This is a genomic window from Dyella sp., from assembly GCF_036384435.1.
Taxonomy (GTDB): Bacteria; Pseudomonadota; Gammaproteobacteria; order Xanthomonadales; family Rhodanobacteraceae; genus GSA-30.
In genome coordinates this window covers 1-22,383 of sequence record NZ_DASVMI010000078.1, presented here as the reverse complement: position 1 = coordinate 22,383, position 22,383 = coordinate 1, and the positions used below count along the sequence as shown (strand labels likewise).

General features: G+C 63.7%; 21 protein-coding genes and 1 pseudogene. 14 read left to right on the top strand and 8 right to left on the bottom strand.

All coding sequences use genetic code 11. The features are described 5' to 3' along the window. Positions 1-230: 230 nt before the first annotated feature. The 5 genes from VF436_RS07280 to rph all read right to left on the bottom strand — a co-directional run bounded on the left by VF436_RS07280 (position 231) and on the right by rph (position 5,748). Positions 231-590: a PilZ domain-containing protein gene (locus VF436_RS07280; protein WP_330903341.1), complete on the bottom strand. Its 360-nt coding sequence runs from the start codon at positions 588-590 to the stop codon at positions 231-233. After that, complete coding sequence (locus tag VF436_RS07275; RefSeq protein WP_330903340.1) at positions 587-2,935, bottom strand: DUF1631 family protein; 2,349 nt, start codon at positions 2,933-2,935, stop codon at positions 587-589. Before VF436_RS07275 ends, VF436_RS07280 begins: the two co-directional genes overlap by 4 nt. Positions 2,936-3,026: 91 nt before the next feature. Continuing rightward, positions 3,027-4,193: a radical SAM family heme chaperone HemW gene (gene hemW, locus VF436_RS07270; protein ID WP_330903339.1), complete on the bottom strand. Its 1,167-nt coding sequence runs from the start codon at positions 4,191-4,193 to the stop codon at positions 3,027-3,029. A 193-nt stretch (positions 4,194-4,386) separates the two neighbouring features. Beyond that, positions 4,387-4,986 carry an RdgB/HAM1 family non-canonical purine NTP pyrophosphatase gene (gene rdgB, locus VF436_RS07265; protein WP_330903338.1) on the bottom strand — a complete coding sequence of 200 codons (600 nt, stop codon included), beginning with the start codon at positions 4,984-4,986 and terminating at the stop codon, positions 4,387-4,389. Positions 4,987-5,016: 30 nt separating this feature from the next. Further along, the gene (rph, locus tag VF436_RS07260) at positions 5,017-5,748 is read right to left on the bottom strand and encodes a ribonuclease PH (RefSeq protein WP_330903337.1); all 732 of its coding nucleotides are present in this window, start codon (positions 5,746-5,748) and stop codon (positions 5,017-5,019) included. A gap of 84 nt (positions 5,749-5,832) precedes the next feature. On the opposite strand from rph, the gene VF436_RS07255 reads away from it, so the two are divergent. The 7 genes from VF436_RS07255 (at position 5,833) to VF436_RS07225 (ending at position 11,137) form a co-directional block, all read left to right on the top strand. Beyond that, positions 5,833-6,693: a YicC/YloC family endoribonuclease gene (locus tag VF436_RS07255; RefSeq protein ID WP_330903336.1), complete on the top strand. Its 861-nt coding sequence runs from the start codon at positions 5,833-5,835 to the stop codon at positions 6,691-6,693. Positions 6,694-6,706: 13 nt separating this feature from the next. After that, positions 6,707-7,327, top strand: coding sequence for a guanylate kinase (gene gmk, locus VF436_RS07250; protein ID WP_330903364.1), 621 nt, complete (start codon positions 6,707-6,709; stop codon positions 7,325-7,327). Between the two features lie 78 nt (positions 7,328-7,405). Continuing rightward, positions 7,406-8,242, top strand: coding sequence for an ABC transporter ATP-binding protein (locus VF436_RS07245; protein ID WP_330903335.1), 837 nt, complete (start codon positions 7,406-7,408; stop codon positions 8,240-8,242). Between the two features lie 184 nt (positions 8,243-8,426). Beyond that, positions 8,427-9,185, top strand: coding sequence for a lipid asymmetry maintenance ABC transporter permease subunit MlaE (gene mlaE / locus VF436_RS07240; RefSeq protein ID WP_330903334.1), 759 nt, complete (start codon positions 8,427-8,429; stop codon positions 9,183-9,185). A gap of 43 nt (positions 9,186-9,228) precedes the next feature. Next, entirely contained in the window at positions 9,229-10,122 is an 894-nt protein-coding gene (gene mlaD, locus VF436_RS07235; RefSeq protein WP_330903333.1) for an outer membrane lipid asymmetry maintenance protein MlaD, read from the top strand. A gap of 59 nt (positions 10,123-10,181) precedes the next feature. Continuing rightward, the gene (locus VF436_RS07230; RefSeq protein WP_330903332.1) at positions 10,182-10,853 is read left to right on the top strand and encodes an ABC transporter substrate-binding protein; all 672 of its coding nucleotides are present in this window, start codon (positions 10,182-10,184) and stop codon (positions 10,851-10,853) included. After that, entirely contained in the window at positions 10,853-11,137 is a 285-nt protein-coding gene (locus VF436_RS07225; RefSeq protein ID WP_330903331.1) for an STAS domain-containing protein, read from the top strand. The genes VF436_RS07230 and VF436_RS07225 overlap by 1 nt, the downstream gene beginning before the upstream one ends. A 143-nt stretch (positions 11,138-11,280) precedes the next feature. Here the strand turns inward: VF436_RS07225 and VF436_RS07220 are convergent, their stop codons facing one another. Further along, positions 11,281-12,117, bottom strand: a complete 837-nt coding sequence (locus tag VF436_RS07220; protein WP_330903330.1) for a VacJ family lipoprotein — start codon at positions 12,115-12,117, stop codon at positions 11,281-11,283. Between the two features lie 215 nt (positions 12,118-12,332). On the opposite strand from VF436_RS07220, the gene rpoZ reads away from it, so the two are divergent. The 7 genes from rpoZ (at position 12,333) to VF436_RS07185 (ending at position 20,956) form a co-directional block, all read left to right on the top strand. Beyond that, positions 12,333-12,623 (top strand): DNA-directed RNA polymerase subunit omega, encoded by a 291-nt coding sequence (gene rpoZ, locus VF436_RS07215; RefSeq protein ID WP_330903329.1) that lies wholly within the window; start codon positions 12,333-12,335, stop codon positions 12,621-12,623. 136 nt (positions 12,624-12,759) lie between these two features. Beyond that, a complete protein-coding gene (locus VF436_RS07210; protein ID WP_330903328.1) occupies positions 12,760-14,916 on the top strand; it encodes a bifunctional (p)ppGpp synthetase/guanosine-3',5'-bis(diphosphate) 3'-pyrophosphohydrolase in 2,157 nt (718 codons plus the stop codon). Between the two features lie 197 nt (positions 14,917-15,113). Further along, positions 15,114-15,497 (top strand): RidA family protein, encoded by a 384-nt coding sequence (locus VF436_RS07205; RefSeq protein ID WP_330903327.1) that lies wholly within the window; start codon positions 15,114-15,116, stop codon positions 15,495-15,497. A 213-nt stretch (positions 15,498-15,710) separates the two neighbouring features. Continuing rightward, a complete protein-coding gene (recG, locus tag VF436_RS07200; protein ID WP_330903326.1) occupies positions 15,711-17,819 on the top strand; it encodes an ATP-dependent DNA helicase RecG in 2,109 nt (702 codons plus the stop codon). A 188-nt stretch (positions 17,820-18,007) separates the two neighbouring features. Then, positions 18,008-18,940, top strand: coding sequence for a nucleoside hydrolase (locus VF436_RS07195; RefSeq protein WP_330903325.1), 933 nt, complete (start codon positions 18,008-18,010; stop codon positions 18,938-18,940). 214 nt (positions 18,941-19,154) lie between these two features. Next, entirely contained in the window at positions 19,155-19,406 is a 252-nt protein-coding gene (locus VF436_RS07190) for a type B 50S ribosomal protein L31 (RefSeq protein WP_330903324.1), read from the top strand. A 254-nt stretch (positions 19,407-19,660) separates the two neighbouring features. Then, positions 19,661-20,956 (top strand): citrate synthase, encoded by a 1,296-nt coding sequence (locus tag VF436_RS07185; protein ID WP_330903323.1) that lies wholly within the window; start codon positions 19,661-19,663, stop codon positions 20,954-20,956. A gap of 82 nt (positions 20,957-21,038) precedes the next feature. On the opposite strand, the gene VF436_RS07180 is transcribed toward VF436_RS07185, so the two are convergent. Both VF436_RS07180 and VF436_RS07175 read right to left on the bottom strand, forming a co-directional pair. Continuing rightward, the gene (locus tag VF436_RS07180) at positions 21,039-21,713 is read right to left on the bottom strand and encodes a hypothetical protein (RefSeq protein ID WP_330903322.1); all 675 of its coding nucleotides are present in this window, start codon (positions 21,711-21,713) and stop codon (positions 21,039-21,041) included. Positions 21,714-21,836: 123 nt separating this feature from the next. Next, positions 21,837-22,383: pseudogene (locus VF436_RS07175) on the bottom strand (penicillin-binding protein 1A); the annotation flags it as partial.

Sequence of the window (22,383 nt, the reverse complement as noted above, 5' to 3'; positions counted from 1 at the left end):
GCGCTGCGCGGCGGTAGACGCCAGTTGGTGGAGGGTTTCTCCCGGCGAAGACCATGCTGTTCATGGATGCTGCGCCTTGCATGAGTCGCGCGCCTCGGGATCGGAGAGGGGGCTGGGGGCGCAAGTCCGGGCGCTGGCGGCAAGCGCATTACGCTCGTGTCGCTACACCCATGCTGTACACCCCGGTGGCAGGTCTTCGCGCCTCGCCATCGACCTCCAACCCCCGGCCGTCAGCCTGCCGCGCCCGCGCTATCGACCCAGGCCGCCAATCGCGCCGCGTCGCGATCGCTGATGGCTACGATGCGAAAGCCCGCCCAGACCTGGCCGGCTCGTGGGGTAGGTTCGTGCCATTGCTCCTGGATGCCCAGCTCGACGGGTTCGGCACGCAAGGGGCCGGGCAGCGACAGGCTGACCTGGTAGACGGCGTCGCTGCGCGGTGCGCGCTCGGCGATCAATAGCATGCCCGTGGAGGATAGGTTGCCCAGTTGGCCGATGGGCTGACCACTGATGACATCGGTGACGACCGTGGTGAAATCGGCCGCGCGCCGACGGGCGCGCCGCTGGTCCATCGCAGTGACGTTCGTGTTCATGGCTCCTCCTGGGCGGAGGCCCGGCGCAGGCTTCTGGTCAAGGCATGCCAGGCACGTTCGAGCAAGTTCTCGTGGACCTGCGCCAGTTCGCGCACCTGGCCCTGAGCCATGGCGCGCGCCAGCGCCTGTAGCGTCATGTCGTCGACGCGCTGACCACGCCGTGTAACGAACAGGCAGTGGCCGGAAATGGGCGAGAACCAGGCAAGTTTGCGTGGACTCACTTTGCCTGACACCGTGTCGACGAATTCGAACCAGCTACCGAAAGGCAATTGGCGCAGGCGTTCGTAGATGCGCTGCTCGCGTGCGTCAACCGCCGCGATGCGCGGCGTGGCCGACGGCTCTGGCTTCGACGCGACTGAAACGCGCGAAGGGAGTTGCGCAGGCGGCGTCGAGCTGGGCATGGCCGGCAGGTTGATCGCCGGCGTAACGGGTTCGACGAAGGCCTGAGCTGGCTGCATCGAGGGTTCTGCGGTCGGCGGGACGCCGGTCTGCTCGCCCAGGCGCTGGTGCTGCTTCAGCCTCAGGGCCAGCTCGGTGGCGCTGGGACCTTGCTCGGCGGCCTGGTTATCGGGCAGGGTGCCAAGCAATCGCTGTGCGACCTGTTCGGCTTCATCGGCGTGCATGCCGATCTGTTGCAGGCCGTTCTCGACATCGGCTTGCAGCTGGCTGCGATCATCCGCTGGCAGGCGGCCAAGCAACTGGTCGGTAATGCGCAGCCGATCGGTAAATGCCTCGCTATCCTCGCCATGCCGAAGCAGGGTCAATGCCAGCACGTCCGTCCAGGCACGCTCCAGCAGCGTGCGCAGCAGGCCACGCGGCGGGCTTGCGCGAAACCGCTCGGCCATCAGTTGCGTAGCGCGGCGGCGAGCCTGCTCCAGTCGCTCGCGACCTTGCATGGCCTCGACATGGCGGCGCTCGGCGATCTGTGCCTTGCGCGCCAGTTGCGCCAGGTGGTGTTCGATATCGGCGAGCAATGAGGTGTACAGGCCGGTGCTGGGTGCCTCGCGTTGCGTGCGCGCCACCAGCTGATCTAGCTTGGCGGCAACCGCGCGATCGGCTTCGGTGTCGCCGGTGTCCATCCATTCGTTGGCCGCTTCGGCGACCGCGCCCAGTAGACGACGTGCTGGGTGCTCGCGTTGCTCAAAGAACTCGCGGTCGGCGATGGCCATGCGCAGCATGGGAACTTGCAGGTGACTGAGCATGCCCTGGGCATGCGAGCCCTGGCGCATCTGGCGATGCATCTGCTCGAACAGCATGGCCATCAATTCCACCGTGTCGCCCTGCTCGGGCGACAGGTGCGTGCGCGGCACGCCAGCCGGCTTGTTCGCATTGAGCTGCGCGAGCAGTTCCTCGCGCAAGCGTTGCGCGCTGCGCAGTTCGCGGCTGGCATGGTCGGTGATGTCGCTGACGTGCCCTTGCAGGGCATCGAGCGCCTGTTGCAGCTCATCGCCGGTGGCTGCGCGCGTGCCGGCGCCACTGGCATGCGCCTCGTAGCCTGCACGTTGTTGCGCCAGCAGTTGTCGCAGGTTTTCCAGCACGGCGATGTGATCGCCCTGTGCGGTCACGGGAGGGGCGTGGGCCTGCGTCGGCGTTGCGTGGTCCGTGGGTGGCGACACCGCCGCTTGGCGCGATACCTGGCGTGGCATGGGATAAGCGCGCAAGTGCACCAGGATGCCGTCGCCGCGGAGCAGGTCGTTGGCGGTGTCGTAGAGTGCCCCCAAGCCTTGGATCACGGCGTGATCAAAGGCTTGCAGCAACGCCAGACGGTGCTCGATAGGAAGCTCCAGCGTTGCCGTGGCGCCGTGGAATGCCTGGACCAGCGCATGGGGTCCCAGTGGCAGGTCTTCGCCTTCCAGCGGGGGGGCCGCGACCAGCGCAGCCATGCGGTAGCCCAGTTCGAACAGGGCCGCGCTGTTGCGTGATTCGCCACGTGCGATCAGCTTTTCCAGTGCAGCGCTTTGTTCGTGTTCGTTGCGGTCGAGCAGCGATAGCGCCAGGGGGGCGCTTGCTTCGTCGTGCGATGCGGTGTCGCCGGTGCGATGGAAACGCTCGCCAAGCAGCGTGGAAAAGCGCTCCTGCACCGTGGTTCGTTCACGCTGCAAGGCGTGCCGGCTTTCGAAATACCGTTGCTGGTCGACGTGGTTGCGTGCCCGGTCGGCATGCGCGTAGAACTGCTGCTCGGCGTCCGTGACGGCCTGGCGCAAGGCCGGTTCGAGGTATTGCCGGACCAGCGCATGGAGCTCGCCCATCAGCCGGCGTGCGCGCACAGGCCAGCTACCGTTTTCCGGCGTCGCTGCACGCTCATGCCCAAACGGTGTCGACCGTTCGTGCGATTCGGATTCCATGGCCCCATCCCCTGACGTTCCCGTGGGTGGCGCAAGTCTAAGCCGGTCCGCAGCCGACCGCCATCGGCCCCAGGCTGATCGGCCGCTTGCGTCAATCCAGGAAACAGGTGATCACGTCGTTCAGGAAACGCTGCCCGAGCGGTGTGGTTTTCAACAGATCAGGCCGATCTTCCAGCCAGCCTCGTTGCCGTGCCTGCTGCCGTGCACCGGCGATGACCTCGGCGGGGAGGCCGGTTCGCTTGGCGAACTGAGCGGCGGGCACGCCGTCGATCAGGCGCAGGGCGTTGAGCATGTATTCGAACGGCAATTCGTCGGCGCCTGCCGTTGAATCCCCACCGATGCGGCCAGGTCCGCCCGTGGCCTCCAGGTAGGCTCGGGGGTGGCGGGTCTTCCAGCGTCGCCTGACCTGCTGGCTTGCAGCGTCGCTGATCTTGCCGTGCGCCCCGGCGCCGATGCCCAGGTAGTCGCCGAATTGCCAGTAATTGAGGTTGTGCGCGCAACGCCTGCCAGGGCGTGCATAGGCGGAAATTTCGTATTGGCCGTAGCCGGCATCGGCAAGGCGCGCCTCGCAGGCTTCCTGCATCGCCCAGGCGTGGTCGTCATCCGGCAGCGGAGGCGGATTGGCCGCGAATGCGGTATTCGGTTCGAGCGTGAGCTGGTAGTGGGAAATATGTGTCGGCGCCAGCGCGATGGCACGCTCGACATCCGTCAGCGCCCCGTCGAGCACTTGCTCGGGCAGGGCATACATGAGGTCGAGATTGATATTGCTATAGCCCGCATCCTGGGCCGACCTGACGGCGGCCTCGGCTTCGGTGGCCGAATGGATACGGCCCAGTCGCTTGAGCCGGGCATCGTCGAAGCTCTGGATGCCGAAGGAGAGGCGATTCACCCCGGCAGCCAGGTAACCGTCAAAGCGCCCATGCTCGACCGTGCCAGGATTGGTTTCCAGGGTGATTTCCGCATCGTGCTCCATGGGCATGCGCTGGCGCACGCCATCGAGCAGGCGTGCGATGCATTCCGGTGCGAACAGGCTCGGCGTGCCGCCACCGAAGAACACGCTGACGATGGATCGCCCCTGCAGTGCCTGACCGAAATCGCGCAGGTCGCCCTCGAGATCGGCCAGCAGGTGATCGATATAGGCCTCGTACGGCGGCGGTTCACCACGCAGGCCATGCGAATTGAAATCGCAATACGGGCACTTCTTCACGCACCAGGGCATGTGTACGTAAAGCGATAGCGGAGGCGGGACGAGGGACATGGGGTTGAGCGTTGGCCTTGGGGTCAGTGACGAAGCGTGGTGAGCGAGGGCGCCGTGATGTGCACTTTCAAGACCATGTGATCATCCGGAGCAAACTCGCTGTGCGGCGGTCGCGTCTCGCGTTCGGGCCTCGCGCCCTCGCTACTTGTCACTGATCCATGGTGCCGGGCCGCCCGGTATTCCAGGTCTCCCGTCAAAGCCCGCGCGCGCGAATCTGCTCGCGCAGCAACGCCAGCGCCTGGCCGCGATGGCTGAGCCGGTTCTTCAGGTCGTCGTCCATCTCGGCCACACTTTGTTCGTAGCCGTCCGGGAGAAAGACCGGGTTATAGCCGAAGCCGCCGGTGCCACGCCCTTCGGTCAGGATGCGGCCGTGCCAGCGGCCTTCGGCGATGAAAGGCGCCGGGTCTTCCGGATGGCGCAGCAGCACCAGTACGCCTATGAAGAATGCGCCGCGCCGGGCCTCGGGCACGCCCTCCATGGCACGCAGCAACTTGGCATTGTTGGCCTGCGCGTCACCATGGTTGCCGCTGTAGCGCGCCGAGTAAAGGCCTGGCGCGCCGTGCAGATGATCCACGCACAGGCCGGAATCGTCGGCAAGCGCGGGCAGGCCGCTGGCCTGCGCCGCGTGGCGCGCCTTCAGCAAGGCGTTCTCGACGAAGGTAAGCCCGGTTTCGTCGGCGTCCTCGATGCCCAGGCTGCCCTGGGTGACGATTTCAAACCCGCTGTCAGCGAGCAACGCGCCGAACTCCCTGAGCTTGCCTGGGTTACTACTGGCCAGAACGATACGTGGCATGGGGCGAGATCCCGTGTGTCAGGTCAGCTATCAGCTCTGGCTCAGTGCGGCGCGCTGGGCGGCGACCAGTTCGGTGATGCCTTGTTCGGCCAGGCCGAGGAGGCTGTCCATTTCATCGCGCCGGAAAGCATGGCCTTCGGCCGTGCCCTGGATTTCGATGAAGCCGCCACCGTCGTTCATCACCACGTTCATGTCGGTATCGCAGTTGGAATCCTCGGCGTAGTCCAGGTCCAACACGGGCACGCCCTGGTAGATGCCGACCGATACCGCGGCGACCGCGCCGAAGATCGGATTGCGGCGCAGGTTTTCGCGCTTCATCAGGTGTTGCACGGCATCGACCAGGGCGACGTACGCGCCGGTAATGGCCGCGGTCCGGGTACCGCCATCGGCCTGGATGACGTCGCAGTCGAGCGTGACCAGGCGTTCGCCCAGGGCCTGGCGATCGACGCAGGCGCGCAGGCTGCGGCCGATCAGGCGCTGGATTTCCATGGTGCGTCCACCCTGACCACCGCGAGCGGCCTCGCGTTGGGTGCGCGTGGCGGTGGCGCGCGGCAGCATGCCGTATTCGGCCGTTACCCAGCCTTCGCCCTTGCCGCGCAGCCACGGTGGCACGCGGTCCTCGATGCTGGCGGTGCACAGCACCCGGGTCTGGCCGAAGCTGACCAGGACGGAGCCTTCCGCATGGCTGGTGTAGTGACGTTCGATGGTGACGGTGCGCAACTGGTCGTTGGCGCGGCCGCTCGGGCGGCTGGGGGCATTCATGGATGAAAAAGGCCTGGGATTGGGCAAGTCAGGCTTGAGAGTTTAACATTGCTGACTTTTCCGCCGCTCGTTACAAGGCTCTCCATGACCCGCAGCATGACTGCTTACGCCTCCGCCGAGACCGCCGGTCCCACGGGCACACTCAGTTGCGAACTGCGCACGGTCAACCACCGCTACCTGGAACTGAGCCCGCGCCTGCCTGATGACCTGCGCAATAGCGAATCGGCGCTGCGCGAGCGTGTCGCGGCGAAACTATCGCGTGGCAAAGTGGATCTGACAGTGCGCCTGCGCGGTGAGACACGCAGCGAAACGCTGGATGTGGACGACGCCCTGCTGGGCCGTCTGGCCGAACTGGCCCGCACACTGGAAGGCCGTTTTCCCACTATGCAGGTGCAGTTCACCGAACTGCTGCGGTTTCCGGGAGTCATGCGCCAGGCTGACGTGGACCCGGAAGCCGTACAGGCTGCCTTGTTCGAGGCGCTCGACCATGCGCTCGATGCACTGACCGCCACCCGCGAACGTGAGGGTGCCAAGCTCGCCCAGTTGTTGCGTGAGCGGCTGGATGCGATCGAACGCATTGTTGCCGACGTGCGTGGCTGGATGCCGCAGATCCGCGAAGGACTGCGCGCCCGCCTGGAGACGCGCCTGGCCGACCTCAAGCAGCCGGTCGAGCCCGGGCGGCTGGAACAGGAACTGGTGCTACAGGTCACCCGCATCGACGTGGATGAAGAGCTCGATCGCCTGGCCACGCACATCGCCGAGGCACGACGCGTGCTGGGCCTGAAGGAGCCGATCGGTCGCCGTCTGGACTTCCTCATGCAGGAATTCAATCGCGAGGCCAATACGCTCGGCTCCAAGTCGATCGATTCGCGCAGTACCAATGCCGCCGTCGAGCTCAAGGTGCTGATCGAGCAGATGCGCGAACAAGTCCAGAACATCGAGTGATGGAAGGCGAATGATGGAAGGCACCCTGTTCATCGTCGCGGCCCCCTCGGGGGCGGGCAAATCTACCCTGGTCAACGCGCTGCTGGAACGCGAACCGACGATTTCGTTGTCGATCTCGCACACCACGCGGCCCCCTCGGGCGGGCGAACAGTACGGGCGTCACTACTATTTCGTCGAACGCGGCGATTTCGAGCGTGAGATTGCCGATGGCATCTTCCTCGAACATGCCGAGGTGCACGGCAATCTCTACGGAACCTCGCGCCATACGGTGTCCGAACTGCTGAACAAAGGCTGCGACGTCCTGCTGGAGATCGACTGGCAGGGGGCGCGACAGATTCGCCGCTCCAAACCCGATTGCGTGAGCGTGTTCATCCTGCCGCCGTCACGCAAGGAGCTGGAGCGACGCTTGCGCGGGCGCGGTTCGGACAGCCCCGAGGTCATCGAACGCCGCCTGCACAACTCGCGCGAGGAAATCGCGCACGCCCACGAGTTTGACTACATCATCGTCAACGACCGTTTCGAAGACGCCCTGGGCGACCTGCAATCGATCGTGCATGCCGTGCGTCAGCGCGCGGGCTTGCAGTGGCAGCGCCATGAACGCCTGATCGAGGAATTGCTGGCGCTGGGGAGCTGAAGCGCCCCGGCCGGGGTCAATAGCCTTCGCTGCCTTCTTCGGCTACTTTGCCATGGATACCTGGACCCGATGACCGCCATGACCGATCCCGCCAGCACTTCGCCTGATGCCGACGCCCTAGTGCGTGTGCGCGGCCTGACCACAGTGCTCAATGGCAAGACCATCTTCGATGGGATGGACCTGGATATCCCGCGTGGCAAGGTCACGGCCATCATGGGCCCCAGCGGTACCGGCAAAACCACCCTGCTCAAGCACATCACCGGCCAGATGTTCGGCCAGTCGGGCGACGTGTGGGTGGATGGCCAGAGCGTGCCCCGGCTGTCGCGCGAAAAATTGTTCGAGCTACGCGAGCGCATCGGCTACCTGTTCCAGAATTCGGCGCTACTGACCGATTTCGACGTATTCGAGAACGTCGCTTTTCCGCTGCGCCAGCACACGGCTTTGCCGGAGGAACTGATCCGCAACATCGTGCTGACCAAATTGCAGGCGGTCGGCCTGCGCGGCGCGGCTGGGCTGATGCCGACCGAATTGTCCGGTGGTATGGCGCGGCGCGTGGCGTTGGCGCGGGCGATCGTGTTCGACCCGATGCTGATCCTCTACGACGAACCCTTCGTCGGGCTGGATCCGATCGCGCTGAACCAGGTGCTCAAGCTGATTCGTACGCTCAACGACGTGCTGGGCATTACCAGCGTGCTGGTGGCCCATGAACTGGAAGCCATCAAGCAGGTTGCCGATCACATCTACCTGATCGCCAATGGCAAGGTCGTGGCGCAGGGCGATCCCAGGACGATTGCCAACGATGGCTCGCCATGGACGCGCCAGTTCTTCGGCGGTGAAGCGGACGGTCCGGTACCGTTCCAGTACCCGGCAGGCGACTACGCGACCTCGTTGGGATTTTCGGAGGTGAGTAAGTGACTTATTCAGTGCGGGACTGGGGTTTATTGCGGGACTCGGCAGAGCTGGCCCAGGCAAGGTCGGCGGGCAGCGCGCTACCGGGCTTGTCGAATCGATCGCGTGTCACTTATGGCCTCCTCTTACGGGCTTTTTCCGAGTCCCGAGTCCCGAATCCCGAGTTCCGCACCAAACCCGAGTCCCGCCGATGAACCAGAACATCGTCCTGCGTTCGTTGGCCCAGATCGGCAACTGCGGCCTGTTCCTGTTGCAGATCCTGGCGGCGTTGCCGCGCAGCCTCAAGCATGGCCGCGAGACGGTACGGCAACTATGGTTCGTCGGCGCGATGAGCCTGACGATCATCATGGTCTGCGGTCTGTTCGTGGGCATGGTGCTCGCGTTGCAGCTGTACTACGTGCTGTCGATCTTTGGCGGTACGGCCGCCAGCGGTACGGTCGTGGCCCTGGCCATTTACCGCGAGCTCGGTCCGGTGGTGACGGCTCTGCTGTTTGCCGGCCGCGCCGGCACGTCGGTCACCGCCGAGATCGGCCTGATGCGTGCGACCGACCAGATTGCCGCCATGGAGATGATGGCTGTCGATCCGATTGCCTATGTGGCCGCGCCGCGCTTTCTCGCCGGCCTGATCGCCATGCCTTTGCTGTGCTGCGTGTTCTGCGCCATGGGCATCTTTGGCGGGCACTTGATCGGCGTGACCTGGCTGGGCATCGACAACGGCACATTCTGGTCGAACATGACCGCCACGGTAGAGCTGGGCAAAGACGTGGTCAATGGGGTGCTGTGGAAGAGTGCCGTGTTCGGTGCGGTCGTGTCGCTGATCGCCGTCTTCCAGGGCTATACCACGCCGCCGACCAGCGAGGGTGTGGCCTATGCGACCACGCGCACCGTGGTGGCGTCATCGATCGCCATCCTGGCGTTGGACTTCGTACTCACCGCCTTTCTGATGTGACTGCCATGATTACTTCCATTTTTTTCGTCCCGAGGAACATGCCGTGAGCCAGAGACCTTCGTTTGCCATTGGCACCGGCCTGTTCATCGTGCTCGGTTTTGCCGCGCTGGCCTATCTGGCCACGCAGACCACGTCGGTAGCCAATTCGCACCAGGGCAGCAGCTACACCGTCGAGGCGCACTTCGCCAACATCGGCCAGCTCAAGGAGCGCGCTCCGGTGAAGATCGCTGGCGTGCGTGTGGGCCAGGTGCAGTCGATCGCGCTCGATCCGGCCAAGGAAGAAGCTGACGTAAAGCTGTCCATCGACAAGCGCTACGACAAGATTCCCGACGACTCGATCGCCACGATCTTCACCAGCGGCCTGCTCGGTGACCAATATGTGGGCATCCAGTATGGCGAGTCGAAGAAGCCCGTGGCCGATGGGGGCACGCTGGCGTTGACCAAGCCCGCGCAGCAGCTCGAAGAAATGCTCGGCAAGTTCTTCGGTGCCGGTGGCGTGGCCGACAAGCTCGGCGGCACTTACACCGTCAAGGCGCGTTTCACCAACGTCGGCTCATTGTCGGTGGGGGCCCCGGTCAAGATGGCTGGCGTGGCGATCGGTACCGTACAGGCCGTGCAGGCCGATCCGGTCAAGCTCGATGCCTATGTGACCCTGGCCATCGACAACCGCTACAACCAGATTCCGGACGACTCGGCCGCCGCCGTATTCACCAGTGGCCTGATCGGTACCCAGTTCGTGGCCATCCAGCCGGGCGGTTCGCCGGACATGCTCAAGAACGGTGATTCGCTCGTGCTCACGCAATCGGCGCTGCAACTGGAAGACTTGATCGGCAAGTTCCTGGTCAACGGCTCGCCTGGCGACAAGAAGGATGACAACGGCGGTCAGCCGGCTGCTTCATCGTCCGCCGCCGGCAAGTCGTCTGGCAGCAAGCATTGAGTCAGGGGCCGCTCGGCACCATATCGGCACGTTGACCCCAACCCTTTCAGGAGCTTTCCATGTTGCGCAGAATGGCCCTCGCTACCGCCATCACGTTTGCCGGGCTGACCGGCGTGCCGGCCTTCGCCCAGAATGCTCCTGCCGCGGCATCAGCCCAGCAGAGCCCGGTGCAGGTTGTCCAAAGCATCAGCGACCAGCTGGGCTCGGCCATCGATGGCCACCAGAAGGAGCTGGCACAGGACAAGAACAAGCTCATTGCCGTGATCAATGAGGTGTTCCTGCCGCACTTCGACGTTGATTACGCGGCGATCCTGGTGCTGGGCGTGCATGCCCGCGCGGCATCGCCCGAGCAGCGCAGCCGCTTCGCCCGTGCCTTCTACGAGTCGATCACCCATCGCTACGCCGAGGGCCTGCTCAACTACACCCGTGGCCGCGTGAAGGTGCTGCCGTTCTCCGGCGACCTCGATCCCAAGCGTACGGTCGTGCGTACCCAGGTAATGATGGACGACGGCAAGACCGTGGCGGTCGATTACGCCTTCCGCAAGACTTCCGATGGCAACTGGAAGGCCTACGACGTGATCATCGAAGGCATCTCGTACATCACCAACTATCGCAACCAGGTTGATGCCGAGATCAAGAAGAACGGCCTGGATGGCTTGATCAAGACGCTGGAAACCCAGGGTGCCAACGCCTTGCAGACGCTGGAAAAGGACAGCAAGCAGGGCAAGTAATGAGCACAGTTGCCTTCCAGGTCTCGCAAGCCGCGCCGGACACAGTGCATGTGTCCGGCGCGTTGACCTTTGCTACCGCCGCTGCTGCGCTACAGGCCATTCGCGCCGCATTGCCGGGCCGTCAGGTGCTGGACCTGGCGGGCGTCGAGCGCAGCGACAGCGCCGGCCTGGCCTGTGTCCTTGCCGCCCTGGCCCCCAGCGGCGGCAAGGTCCACGTGCGTAACCTGCCGGGTAACATGCGGCGCCTGGCGCAGGTGTGTGAGGTGGAAGCGTTGTTGGGGTAGACGGCGGGCGTGTGAAGCCGGGCCCATGGCGCTATGAAAAGTGAACAGAGAAGGGCAAAAAAGCCGGCGATCCTTGGGATGCCGGCTTTTCCTGTTGCCGATTTACTGTTTACAGCTCGCGTAGCGAGCGGCTTTACCACCCATCAGTTATTAGTCGGCGTTGACGAGTCGTTTTTCCTCTCCCAGTCATGCTGCTCCTTGAGCAGTTGATCGGGGTCGAAGTTCTGGTCGCCACCGTTGCCCTGCATCTGCTCGATCACGTCGTTCGGCGGGTTGCCGTCGTAGAGCTGGTACAGGCGCTGCTGGCGATAAGCGTCACGCAGGAAGGCGTACGGGTCGTAAGCCGATTGCAGGAAGCTTTCCGCATCGATGGCGCGCGCGCGCAAGCTGACCAGGTAGATCACCTGAGGCAGATAATACTGGCCAGCCTTGAAACTATGGTTACGCGAGTAGTAGCTCAGCGGGTCAAAGAAATAGCTGTCCACCGGCAGGCGCCAGACGTCACGCACCGTGGTAGGGCCCACGAAGGGCAACATCAGGAAGTCGCCTTCCGGTACGCCCCAGCGTGCCAGCGTGATGCCGAAGTCGGTCTCGTTGAGCGGAATGCCGATCTGGCTGGCCGGGTCGAAGAAGCCGCCGATGCCCAGCGTCAGATTGACCAGGAAGCGCCCGGTGCCCTGGACCGCACGTATCGGCCGCGCCTGCAACAGGTCATTGGCGATGGTGATCGGCATGCGGATATTGGTGTAGAAGTCGCTGACCGAACGGCGCACCGGCGGATTGGTGACCTTGCGGTAGCCGACCGCCACCGGGCGAATGATCGCCTGGTCGAGCTGGTCGTTGAAGTGGTAGACCTTGCGGTTGAAGTGCTCCATCGGGTCATCCGTGCGCGGCTTGGCGATGGTGCAGCCGGCTAGAAGCATGATGGCGGCCAGCGCGGCGCCTCGTTTGAGCAAGTTGAAATGCGTGCGTAATGACATGGGTATCGGGGTCCGCGGCGTTCGATGGTGCCGCATAAGTGTACTGTTTAGTTTTTTATTATACATGGGCCTTCGATCTCCTTTCGCCCCCCGGAAGCGCGAAGCCCATTTTCCCTGAGAACCAGGCATGATAAGGGCTGGCGCATTGCCAGCCAAGCGGTGGCTCGCTACACTGCACAACGACTTAAGTAGCTTTTTTAATTCAGGATTTCATAATGGCCCGCATTACCGTGGAAGACTGCCTCGAGGTGGTCGACAACCGTTTCGAGCTGGTATTGATGGCGACCAAGCGCGCCCGCCAGCTGGCCAAGGGCGCCGAGCCCGCGGTCAACCCTGACCATGACAAGCCGACCGTGCTGGCGCTGCGCGAAATCGCCGACCGTCGCATCGACCAGGCCACCATCGACGAGATCGACCGTGCCGAGCGTGAGCGCGCCGAGCGCGAAGCCCTGGAATGGGCTGCCCAGGAAGTGGACGACGACCTCTCCAAGGGTGGGGACGACTGATCATGGAAGGCGGCGCCTGTAGCCGACTTACCCAGCGCGCCGGCTTGGCCGGTGCGACATGGTGTCGCTCACAGTTCGCTGCCTTGCTGACCTCTTCCCGGGAGGCGGCCGCCTGAGTGGGCGCCGGTTGCCTTTCATGACGGCGGCTACGTCAGAATCTGCATCGACGCTGCCGCCTTATGTGCTTGCACTGAAGGATCGTGTCGCTTACCTGCCGCAAGAGCAGGTCGAGCGCGTTATTCGTGCCTATGAGGTGGGGGCCGCCGCCCATGAAGGGCAGACGCGCAAGAGCGGCGAGCCGTACATCACCCATCCCGTGGCCGTCGCGGGCATCCTCGCCGAACTCGGACTCGACGCTGAAACCATCATTGCGGCCATACTGCACGACACGCTCGAAGACACTCAGCTCAGTCGCACCGAGCTGACGGCCGAGTTTGGCGAGACGGTGACCGAACTGGTCGATGGCGTCACCAAGCTCGACAAGATGCGCTTCTCCAGCCGCCAGGAGGCCGATGCGGAGAGTTTCCGCAAGATGCTGCTGGCCATGGCGCGCGATATCCGCGTCATCCTGATCAAGTTGTCCGACCGGCTGCACAACATGCGCACGCTCGGTGCCAAAGATCCTTCTTCGCGTCGCCGCATCGCGCGCGAAACCTTGGAAATCTACGCGCCGATCGCCCAGCGGCTGGGCATGAACAAGTTCAAGGCCGAGTTGCAGGACCTGGGTTTTCGCGCCCTGCATCCTGATCGCTATCGTGTGATCAGCGAGCGTATCCGCGCAGCCCTGGGCAACCGGCGCGAGGCGATGGGCAAGATCGAAACGGCCTTGTCCTCGCGTCTGGCATCCGATCAACTGGCTGCGCGCGTGGTGGGGCGGATCAAATCCGCCTGGAGCATCTATTCGAAGATGCGCAACGAGCACAAGAGCTTTGCGCAGTTGATGGACGTCTACGGCTTTCGCGTGGTCGTCGATAGCGCGATGAGCTGCTACATGGCGCTGGGTGCGGTGCATTCGCTGTACAAGCCGGTCGACCGCCGCTTCAAGGATTTCATCGCCATCCCCAAGGCCAACGGTTACCAGTCGCTGCATACCGTACTGCTAGGGCCGTTCGGCGCGCCGATCGAGGTGCAGATCCGTACGGCGGAAATGGATTCGGTGGCCGAGCGTGGCGTGGCCGCCCACTGGGCCTACAAGACCGATTCCGGTCCTGCCAACAGCGCGCAGGCGCGTGCGCGCGAATGGTTGTCCTCGCTGGCCGACAGCCAGGCCAACACGGCCTCGTCTGCCGAGTTTATCGAGAACGTCAAGATCGACCTGTTCCCGGATGAGGTCTATCTGTTCACGCCGCGCGGGGACATCCTCTCCCTGCCGCGCAATGCGACCGCGCTCGATTTCGCCTATGCCGTGCATACCGACGTGGGTGACCACGCGGTGGCCGCGCGCGTGGACAAGAAACTGGTGCCCTTGCGCACCCGTCTTGAATCGGGTCAGTTGGTGGAAATCATCACTGCGCCGTCAGCCGTGCCCAATCCTGCATGGCTGGAGTCGGTCGTCACCGGCAAGGCACGCACGGCCATTCGGCAATACCTCAAGCACCTGCAACACGAAGATGCGGTCGACTTCGGTCATCGCATGCTCGATCGCGCGCTCGACGCCTTGGGCAGCAGCCTGGATGCCATTCCGCCAGCGGTGCTGGAGAGCTTCCTGGAAGCATCCAAGTTCAAGCGCCTGGAAGAACTGTTGTCGGATATCGCGCTTGGTAACCGCATGCCGCATATTGTGGCCAACCAGTTGATGGAAGCGCGCGGACGGCAATCGGGCGAAGCACCGCTCACCTCGCATGCTGCCGAGAAGATTCGCATTACCGGTGCCGAGCGCGGCGTGCTCAGTTTCGGCAATTGCTGCCATCCGCTTCCCGGCGACGAGATCATCGGTTACCTGTCTTCGGGCAAGGGTATCGTGGTCCATCGCGTGGAATGTCCGAACGTGGTTGAGCTGCGCAAGTCGCCTGAGCGCTGCGTGGCGATCGAATGGGATCGCGATGTCCACGGCGACTATCGCGCGGAGTTGCGCATCGAAGTCATCAACCGTCCTGGTGTGCTGGCTACCGTGGCTGCGGCCATCGCCGCGGCAGACTCGAACATCGAGAATGTCGAATACGTCGAGCGCGATGCCGCTGCTGCCACGCTGCTGTTCACCATCGAGGTGAAAAACCGCAAGCACCTGGCCGATGTGATCCGCCGCGTGCGGCGCACCGGGGTGGTGAGCGGGGCGTACAGGTATCCGCTTTAGCAGGGTGAGGCCGGCCGCGAAGCGGCCTGTAAAGCCGCGCGTTCGGCGCTGTAAACGGTAAACAGGCAAGAGCAGACATCCAGTCTTGCCGATTCCCGCTTTCCTGTTAACCCTTTACCATTTGCAGCTCGCGCAGCGAGCAGCTTTACCCATCGCCTTGCTGTTCAAAGCGAACCTCCCCATCAAGGACCTTGCCCATGCCCCGCATCATCGTTTCCACCGACGCAGCGCCCGCCGCCATTGGCCCTTATTCGCAGGCCGTGCGTGCCGGGGATACCGTGTACTTCTCCGGGCAGATTCCGCTTGATCCGGCCACGGGCAATCTGGTCGAGGGCGATATCGCCGTGCAGACGCGTCGCGTCTTCGACAACCTGACCGCGGTTGCCGAAGCGGCCGGTGGTTCGTTGGCGAAGATCGCGCGCGTGGGTATCTATGTGACCGACCTGGCCAACTTCGCCACGGTCAATCAGATCATGGCCGAATACTTCCAGGCGCCTTTTCCCGCGCGCTCCACCATCGAAGTGTCGGGCCTGCCCAAGGGGGCCCAGATCGAGGTCGATGCGGTCATGGTGTTGGACTGAGGCATGCTTGCGCGTCAGGGGTGGGGTGCAGGAGGCAAGGCCGACTGTCCGCGGTGTTGCTCGGCGACGCGAAGCTCGATCGACTTTCTAAGGTCTGTGCTGGCTCCCGAGCTGGCGCCCTGGTTACTCGTCCGCCGTCCCTGATGGACTACACATATTGAAGTCGCCGCACGGGCTACGTCCGCGCGGTCGCCTGGGTTAGTCTTGTCTGCCATGCCCGTCCGCAACGCTCCCATTGCTGCCCTATCCGAGCCCGGAGCCGCCCCGGTTTCGACGCTGCCGGGTGTCGGGCCCGCACTGGTGCAGACACTGGCAAAGCTGGGATTGGAGCGCGTACAGGATCTATGGTTCCACCTGCCGTTACGCTACGAAGATCGCACGCGAATCACCCCCATCGCGGATCTGCTCATCGGCGAGCGCGCGCAAACGATTGGTTTTGTCGATCTGGTCGAGCATACCTATCGTGGACGCCCGCAATTGAAAGTCACGTTGCGCAACGAGGCCGACGATGTGCTGGTGCTGCGCTTCTTTCATTTTCATCGCGGCCAGGTCGAGCAGCTCAAGCGCGGCACGCGCCTGCTTTGCTACGGTGAAGTGCGTCGTGTGGGGCACGCTCTGGAAATGGTCCATCCGCAATACACGCGCATCGATGGGGATGATCCACCGTTGTTGGATGACCGTCTGGCGCCGATCTATCCCACGACCGAAGGCCTGGGGCCCAAGCGTCTGGCGGGCGTGATCGACAAGTCGCTCGCGTTGCTGCCGCCCACGCAACAGCTCGAACTGATTCCCGCCGATCTGTGCGCCCGGTATGGGCTGGGTTCCTTGCGCGATGCCTTGCTCTTCGTTCATCGTCCACCGCCGGATGTCGCAGTGGCCGAACTCACCGCCGGTCGCCACCCGGCGCAGCAGCGTCTGGCCTTCGAGGAACTGCTCACCCAGCACCTGAGCCTCAAGCGCATGCGTGCGGCGGTGCGCAGCCGACGTGCGCCAAGATTGGCCGGCAAGAGTGAACTGCATGCTCGGCTGGTCGCGTCGCTGCCGTTCCGGCTGACGCGGGCACAGGCGCGCGTGGAAAGTGAAGTGGCCGCCGATCTTGCGCATGCCAAACCCATGTTGCGGCTGGTGCAGGGCGATGTCGGCTCGGGCAAGACAGTGGTCGCGGCGCTCGCCGCGGTGACGGCCGTACAGGCTGGTTACCAGGTTGCCCTGATGGCGCCGACCGAATTGCTGGCTGAGCAGCATTTACGCCTGTTTCGTCAGTGGCTGGAGCCGCTCGGCGTCACTGTCGAGTGGCTTGCCGGCAAGGTACAGGGGACGGCGCGCAAGAAAGCCTTGCAGCGCGTGGCTGACGGCGCTTCGGTGGTCGTGGGTACGCATGCGCTGATGCAGGAGGGCGTGGTGTTTTCGCGCCTTGGCCTGGTCATCGTCGACGAGCAGCACCGCTTCGGAGTACATCAGCGGCTCGCCTTGCGTGACAAGGGCATGGAGGGCGATCAGGTGCCCCATCAGCTGGTGCTCACCGCCACGCCAATCCCGCGCACGTTGGCCATGAGCGCCTATGCGGACCTGGACGTTTCATCCATCGATGAATTGCCGCCTGGTCGCACGCCGGTGCAGACCATCGCCATTTCCAATGCGCGCCGGTATGACGTCATCGAACGCATCCATGCTGCCTGCGGAGAGGGGCGCCAGGTCTACTGGGTCTGCACGCTTATCGAGGAGTCCGAGCAGATGCGCGCACAGGCGGCCGAAGTCGCCCATGCCGAGCTGACCGCGGCCCTGGAGGGGTTCCATGTTGGCCTGATTCATGGCCGTATGAAGCCCAAGGAAAAGCAGGCCGTCATGGATGCCTTCAAGGCCGGTGAACTGGCAGTGCTGGTCGCCACGACGGTGATCGAGGTGGGAGTGGACGTACCCAACGCCAGCCTGATGGTGATCGAGAACAGCGAGCGCCTGGGGCTGGCTCAACTGCATCAGTTGCGGGGGCGGGTAGGGCGCGGTGCGGTCGCTTCCAACTGCGTATTGCTTTACCAGCCGCCGCTTGGGCAGTTGGCGAAAGAGCGCTTGCAGGTGATGCGCGATACCAACGATGGTTTCCGTATCGCCGAGAAGGACCTGCAACTGCGCGGCCCGGGTGAAGTGCTTGGCACACGCCAGACCGGGCAGCTGAGCTTGCGCATCGCCGACCTGGCCCGTGACGGCCACCTGCTGCCGGCGGTCCAGGCCATCGGCGAGCACCTGTTGAAGGAGCACCCGCAGCGAGCCGAGCAGTTGATCGAGCGCTGGGTGGGCGGCGCGGCGCGGTATGCGCACGCGTGATGGCCAGGCCGGCTGCTTGGCAGTCTATGGCGTTGTAGATGGAAAGCAGGAAGAGTCTTAAGGCCTCCGTTTTTCCTCTTTGCCGCCGACTTGACAGCCCGCATCGCGGGCGGCTTGACCTGTACGTCGATCTTTTGCTTTGCGCCGTTACTCTTTACCCTTTCCTGTTTCCCAGCCAGGCAAGTCGCATGACCAAGCCGCAACTACTGATCGACACCGACCCGGGCGTGGATGACGCCCTCGCCATCCTGATGGCGCACGCCCATGCCGATATCCTGGGCCTGAGCGTGGCCGCGGGCAATGTGGGGCTGGGGCACACCGTGCGCAACGCGCGCACCCTGGTCGATCTGGTGGGCGGCCGTTTCCCTGTGTTTGCCGGTTGCCCGACGCCGCTGGTGCGGATGCCGCAAGAGGATGCCGCTTTTGTGCACGGACAGGACGGCTTCGGGGACGTAGGCTTTGGCGAGCCTGGAGCACAGGCGACCGGCGAGACGGCTGCGCTTGCGTTGATCCGACTGACTCATGAGCATCCCGACCTCACCTTGATTGCGCTGGCGCCGCTGACCAACCTGGCCCTGGCCGTGCGCATCGATCCAACCTTGCCACAGCGCGTGAGGCGTCTGGTCGTCATGGGCGGTGCCGTTACCGGTCACGGCAATACGAACATCGTGCCGGCGGAATTCAATATCGGCTTCGATCCGGAAGCCGCGCACGTGGTCTTCGAGGCATTCCCGTTCTTCGAGCTGGTCGACTGGGAGGCCACCTTGCGACATGCCTTCGACGAGGCTGAGTTCGATGGCTGGCTGGCCATGGGTGACAAGCGGGCGCAATTTTTCGGGCAGGTTTTCCAGACCGCCCGCGAATTCAATCGCAAGAAAGAGCGCAGTGGCATCATCGCCGCCGACGCGCTGGCGATGGCCGTTGCTATCGATCCGTCCATCGTCACCCGTGCCGAAGAACGCCATGTCGCCGTCGAGCTCGATGGCCGCCTTACCCGTGGAGCCACCGTGGTCGACTGGTCCCGTCGCCTGGGCAAGCCGGCCAATGCACGCATCGTGCTGGAGGTCGACCATGCGCGGTTTGGTGAAATGGTGCGCAAGGCGCTGGGTGTCAGTTCGTGAGGTCGGCCCCAGGGGCCTGTCTGGCCGGCGACCACGTCGCCTGTGAGGAGTGAGCGGCAGGGGCGCCGCGCATGGAATTTTCGCTCCTGACTCCTGAGGCCTGACAGCACCGCAGGCGCGGCCTCGCGGTCGTTCTCCGGGCAAACCTTGCGCAAATTTTCGCCACTGGCTACACTACCGCTCTTTTCACCCACCGCTTTCTAGAGTTCTAGCCATGAAGCCCGATATCCATCCGAATTACCGGCAGGTGGTGTTCCAGGATCTGTCGTCCGATTTTGCGTTCCTGACGCGCTCGACGATGGCTGCGAAGGAAACCATCAAGTGGGAAGACGGTAACGAGTACCCGCTGATCAAGGTGGATATCTCGAGCCACTCCCATCCGTTCTACACCGGCAAGCAGAAGACCCTCGATGTGGGTGGTCGCGTGGACAAGTTCCGCCGCCGCTACGCAGGCAGCGCGAAGTAATCTGCTGTCAGCTCCGGCTGCCTCAAGGCGCCGGTAGCTTGCTGATTCAAGGACTTGGGGCGAGCGCAAGCTCGCCCCAGGTTTTTTCGTGCCCGTTCCACGGCCATTGTTGAACCATCCGGTATCGAATGTTCTTTGCTGTGGTGCGATAATGGAAAAGTTGTATCGCCGCCATCCCCAAGCGGTGATGCCTTTTCCCCCGTTGGTGGCCGCCTCGCGGCTATCACCGGCGACTTTCGTGTTAGGAGGTTTTCGTGTCCGATTCCAAGATCGTCAAGCTGGTCGATGAGTCCAACCAGCGCAGCAGCGAGCTGCCCTTGCTGAGCGGTACGCTCGGTCCCGCATGCATTGACATCGGTACGCTCTACAAGGACACGGGCCACTTCACCTACGACCCGGGCTACGGCAGCACCGCCAGCACCAAGAGTGCCATTACCTACATCGACGGCGATGAGGGTGTGTTGCTGTATCGCGGCTACCCGATCGAGCAACTGGCCGAGAAGTCCAGCTTCCTCGAAGTGGCCTACCTGCTGCTCAATGGCGAACTGCCCGGCAAGGCGGAATTTGCCAGCTTCGAGAACGACATCACGCATCACACGATGATGCACGAGTCGTTGAAGGACTTCTTCAAGGGCTTTCACCACGATGCGCACCCGATGGCCATGTTGGCCGCCTCGATCGCCTCGCTGTCGGCCTTCTACCACGATGATCTGAACGTCGATGATCCGGCGGACCGCAAGCTTGCCGCCGTGCGCCTGATTGCCAAGATGCCGACCATCGCCGCCGCCTGCTACCGTTATTCGATCGGCTGGCCGATGCGCTATCCGCGCAACAACCTCGAGTACGTCGATCGCTTCCTGCACATGATGTTCGAAGTGCCCAGCGAGCCGCTCAAGCTCAGCCCGGTGGCCGCCAAGGCGCTGGACTTGCTATTCATCCTGCATGCCGACCATGAGCAGAACGCGTCGACCTCGACGGTTCGCCTGGTGGGTTCGACGGGCGCCAACCCGTACGCATCGATCGCCGCCGGCATCACCGCGCTCTGGGGTCCGGCGCATGGCGGTGCCAACGAAGCCGTGCTCAAGATGCTCGAAGAAATCGGCACCGCGGACAAGGTGGAAACGGCAGTCAAGCGCGCCAAGGACAAGAACGACAACTTCCGCCTGATGGGCTTCGGCCATCGCGTGTACAAGAACTTCGATCCGCGCGCGAAGATCATCCGTGAAATGTGCCATAAGGTGCTGGACGAACTGGGCGTCAACGACCCGTTGCTCGACGTGGCGAGGAAGCTGGAAGAGGCTGCGCTGAAGGACGACTATTTCGTCGAGCGCAAGCTGTACCCGAACGTCGATTTCTACTCGGGCATCATCTACAAGGCCCTGGGCATCCCGACCGAGATGTTCACCGTCATGTTCGCCATCGCCCGCACCGCCGGCTGGATCGCCCACTGGATCGAACAGCACGAAACCCCCGGTTCGCGCATCGGCCGCCCGCGCCAGATCTACACCGGCGCGGACGTGCGTGATTACGTGGCAGCGGATAAGCGTTGATTGGTCGATAAGTACCAACAAAAAGCCCGGCGAAAGCCGGGCTTTTTGTTGGGCGTTGCAGGGTGTCGCCTTGCGGTCGACCTCACCGCAGCACAGCTGCCAGTTTGCTCTCAAAATCATCATCGTCATTGTCGGCAACCAGCAACTCCTCGGCCATGGCCAGGGAGGCGCGACGCATCGGTTTTTCATCCACGCGATCCAGCGGTGGCTGGCGTAGCGAATCGCGAGGTAGCACGGTCAGGTCGAAGGGCAGGCCGTCGGCGGAGAACAGCAGCACCGTGTATTCGGCCTGCTCGTCTCGGGTGATGCGCAGGCGGCGTGTCTGCACCTCGACCGGTACGCCGCGTTCTTGCAGGAACAGCGTGACTTCTTCGGGAGTATCGCTGAATACGTGCAGGCATACCGCTGAATGCGTATCGGCCGTGCCTTCCAGGACGGCGCCGACCAGGCGGGGTTCGAAGTCGGCCAGGAAACGCATGGCCTCCACGGCAGCCTCCCGGCGTTCGCGCAGGAGTTGGGGATGGCTTTTGGCGTGAAAGATGCGCTGATGTTCTCGCAGGGCCTGCTCGATCTCGTGGTTGCGCGGCAGGGCTTGTGCGTCATGGATGCCGAGTCGTTCGGCCGCCTTGAGCTTGGCGTGGTGGAAGTCGCGGATGCCGTGTTCGCTCATCAGGCGGGCCGCTTCCTGGGCGACTCGCAGACGATTGCGCTGTACACGGTCCTGGGCATGCATGCGATGGTGTTCGCCTCGCGCCATGTTTTGTTCCCTCCTCAATCAAGTCACCGTGGGGGGATTGGCCATTCGATACGATGGCCTTGACGGTCGCGATGGGGAGGCCGGCGCTGCCATCGCTCTCGGCAGGCCGGCCGTCTCGGACCGTCAGAAAATATCGTACGCGTGCTGCTGGTCCGGGTCCTCCTTCTGCTGCTGGGCCTGCTGGCGCAGGCGGTCAACATCTTCCACTTTGAATATTTCGGACATGCTGTTGGGATCGCCCGGGTCCGACGGCAGGCCGCTGGAGCGGTCGATTTGTACCGTACTGATGCCTGGGGGCATCGGCAAGGCATGGGACGGCTGGTCTTTCAGGGCCGCGCCCATGTAGCTGATCCAGATGGGCAGGGCAGCCTTGGCACCGAATTCTCCGCGACCGAGCGAGGAGAAGTCGTCAAAACCCACCCAGACGGATGTGACGAGGTCGCCGTTGAAACCCACGAACCAGGCATCGCGATGGTCGTTGGTGGAGCCCGTCTTGCCGGCCAGGTCGTCGCGGCCAAGCACGCGCACGGCTGCGCCTGTACCGCGGATCACCACATCTTTCATCAGCGAGGTGATGAGGTAGTCGTTGCGTACGTCGATCACCTGCGGTGCCAGCGCCGGCGGCTTGTTGCCCTCATGGGCGTCAGCTGGCAATACGGTGCCGCTGCTG

Coding starts and splice junctions, on each gene's coding strand:
- rph (WP_330903337.1), bottom strand. CDS start 5,748: ATGAATGCCCCCAGCCGCCCGAGCGGCCGCGCCAACGACCAGTTGCGC.
- VF436_RS07275 (WP_330903340.1), bottom strand. CDS start 2,935: ATGGAATCCGAATCGCACGAACGGTCGACACCGTTTGGGCATGAGCGT.
- VF436_RS07195 (WP_330903325.1), top strand. CDS start 18,008: ATGACCAAGCCGCAACTACTGATCGACACCGACCCGGGCGTGGATGAC.
- VF436_RS07210 (WP_330903328.1), top strand. CDS start 12,760: ATGACGGCGGCTACGTCAGAATCTGCATCGACGCTGCCGCCTTATGTG.
- recG (WP_330903326.1), top strand. CDS start 15,711: ATGCCCGTCCGCAACGCTCCCATTGCTGCCCTATCCGAGCCCGGAGCC.
- mlaE (WP_330903334.1), top strand. CDS start 8,427: ATGAACCAGAACATCGTCCTGCGTTCGTTGGCCCAGATCGGCAACTGC.
- VF436_RS07245 (WP_330903335.1), top strand. CDS start 7,406: ATGACCGATCCCGCCAGCACTTCGCCTGATGCCGACGCCCTAGTGCGT.
- VF436_RS07220 (WP_330903330.1), bottom strand. CDS start 12,117: ATGTCATTACGCACGCATTTCAACTTGCTCAAACGAGGCGCCGCGCTG.
- VF436_RS07225 (WP_330903331.1), top strand. CDS start 10,853: ATGAGCACAGTTGCCTTCCAGGTCTCGCAAGCCGCGCCGGACACAGTG.
- hemW (WP_330903339.1), bottom strand. CDS start 4,193: ATGTCCCTCGTCCCGCCTCCGCTATCGCTTTACGTACACATGCCCTGG.
- rdgB (WP_330903338.1), bottom strand. CDS start 4,986: ATGCCACGTATCGTTCTGGCCAGTAGTAACCCAGGCAAGCTCAGGGAG.
- gmk (WP_330903364.1), top strand. CDS start 6,707: ATGGAAGGCACCCTGTTCATCGTCGCGGCCCCCTCGGGGGCGGGCAAA.
- VF436_RS07255 (WP_330903336.1), top strand. CDS start 5,833: ATGACCCGCAGCATGACTGCTTACGCCTCCGCCGAGACCGCCGGTCCC.
- VF436_RS07190 (WP_330903324.1), top strand. CDS start 19,155: ATGAAGCCCGATATCCATCCGAATTACCGGCAGGTGGTGTTCCAGGAT.
- VF436_RS07205 (WP_330903327.1), top strand. CDS start 15,114: ATGCCCCGCATCATCGTTTCCACCGACGCAGCGCCCGCCGCCATTGGC.
- VF436_RS07230 (WP_330903332.1), top strand. CDS start 10,182: ATGTTGCGCAGAATGGCCCTCGCTACCGCCATCACGTTTGCCGGGCTG.
- VF436_RS07180 (WP_330903322.1), bottom strand. CDS start 21,713: ATGGCGCGAGGCGAACACCATCGCATGCATGCCCAGGACCGTGTACAG.
- rpoZ (WP_330903329.1), top strand. CDS start 12,333: ATGGCCCGCATTACCGTGGAAGACTGCCTCGAGGTGGTCGACAACCGT.
- VF436_RS07280 (WP_330903341.1), bottom strand. CDS start 590: ATGAACACGAACGTCACTGCGATGGACCAGCGGCGCGCCCGTCGGCGC.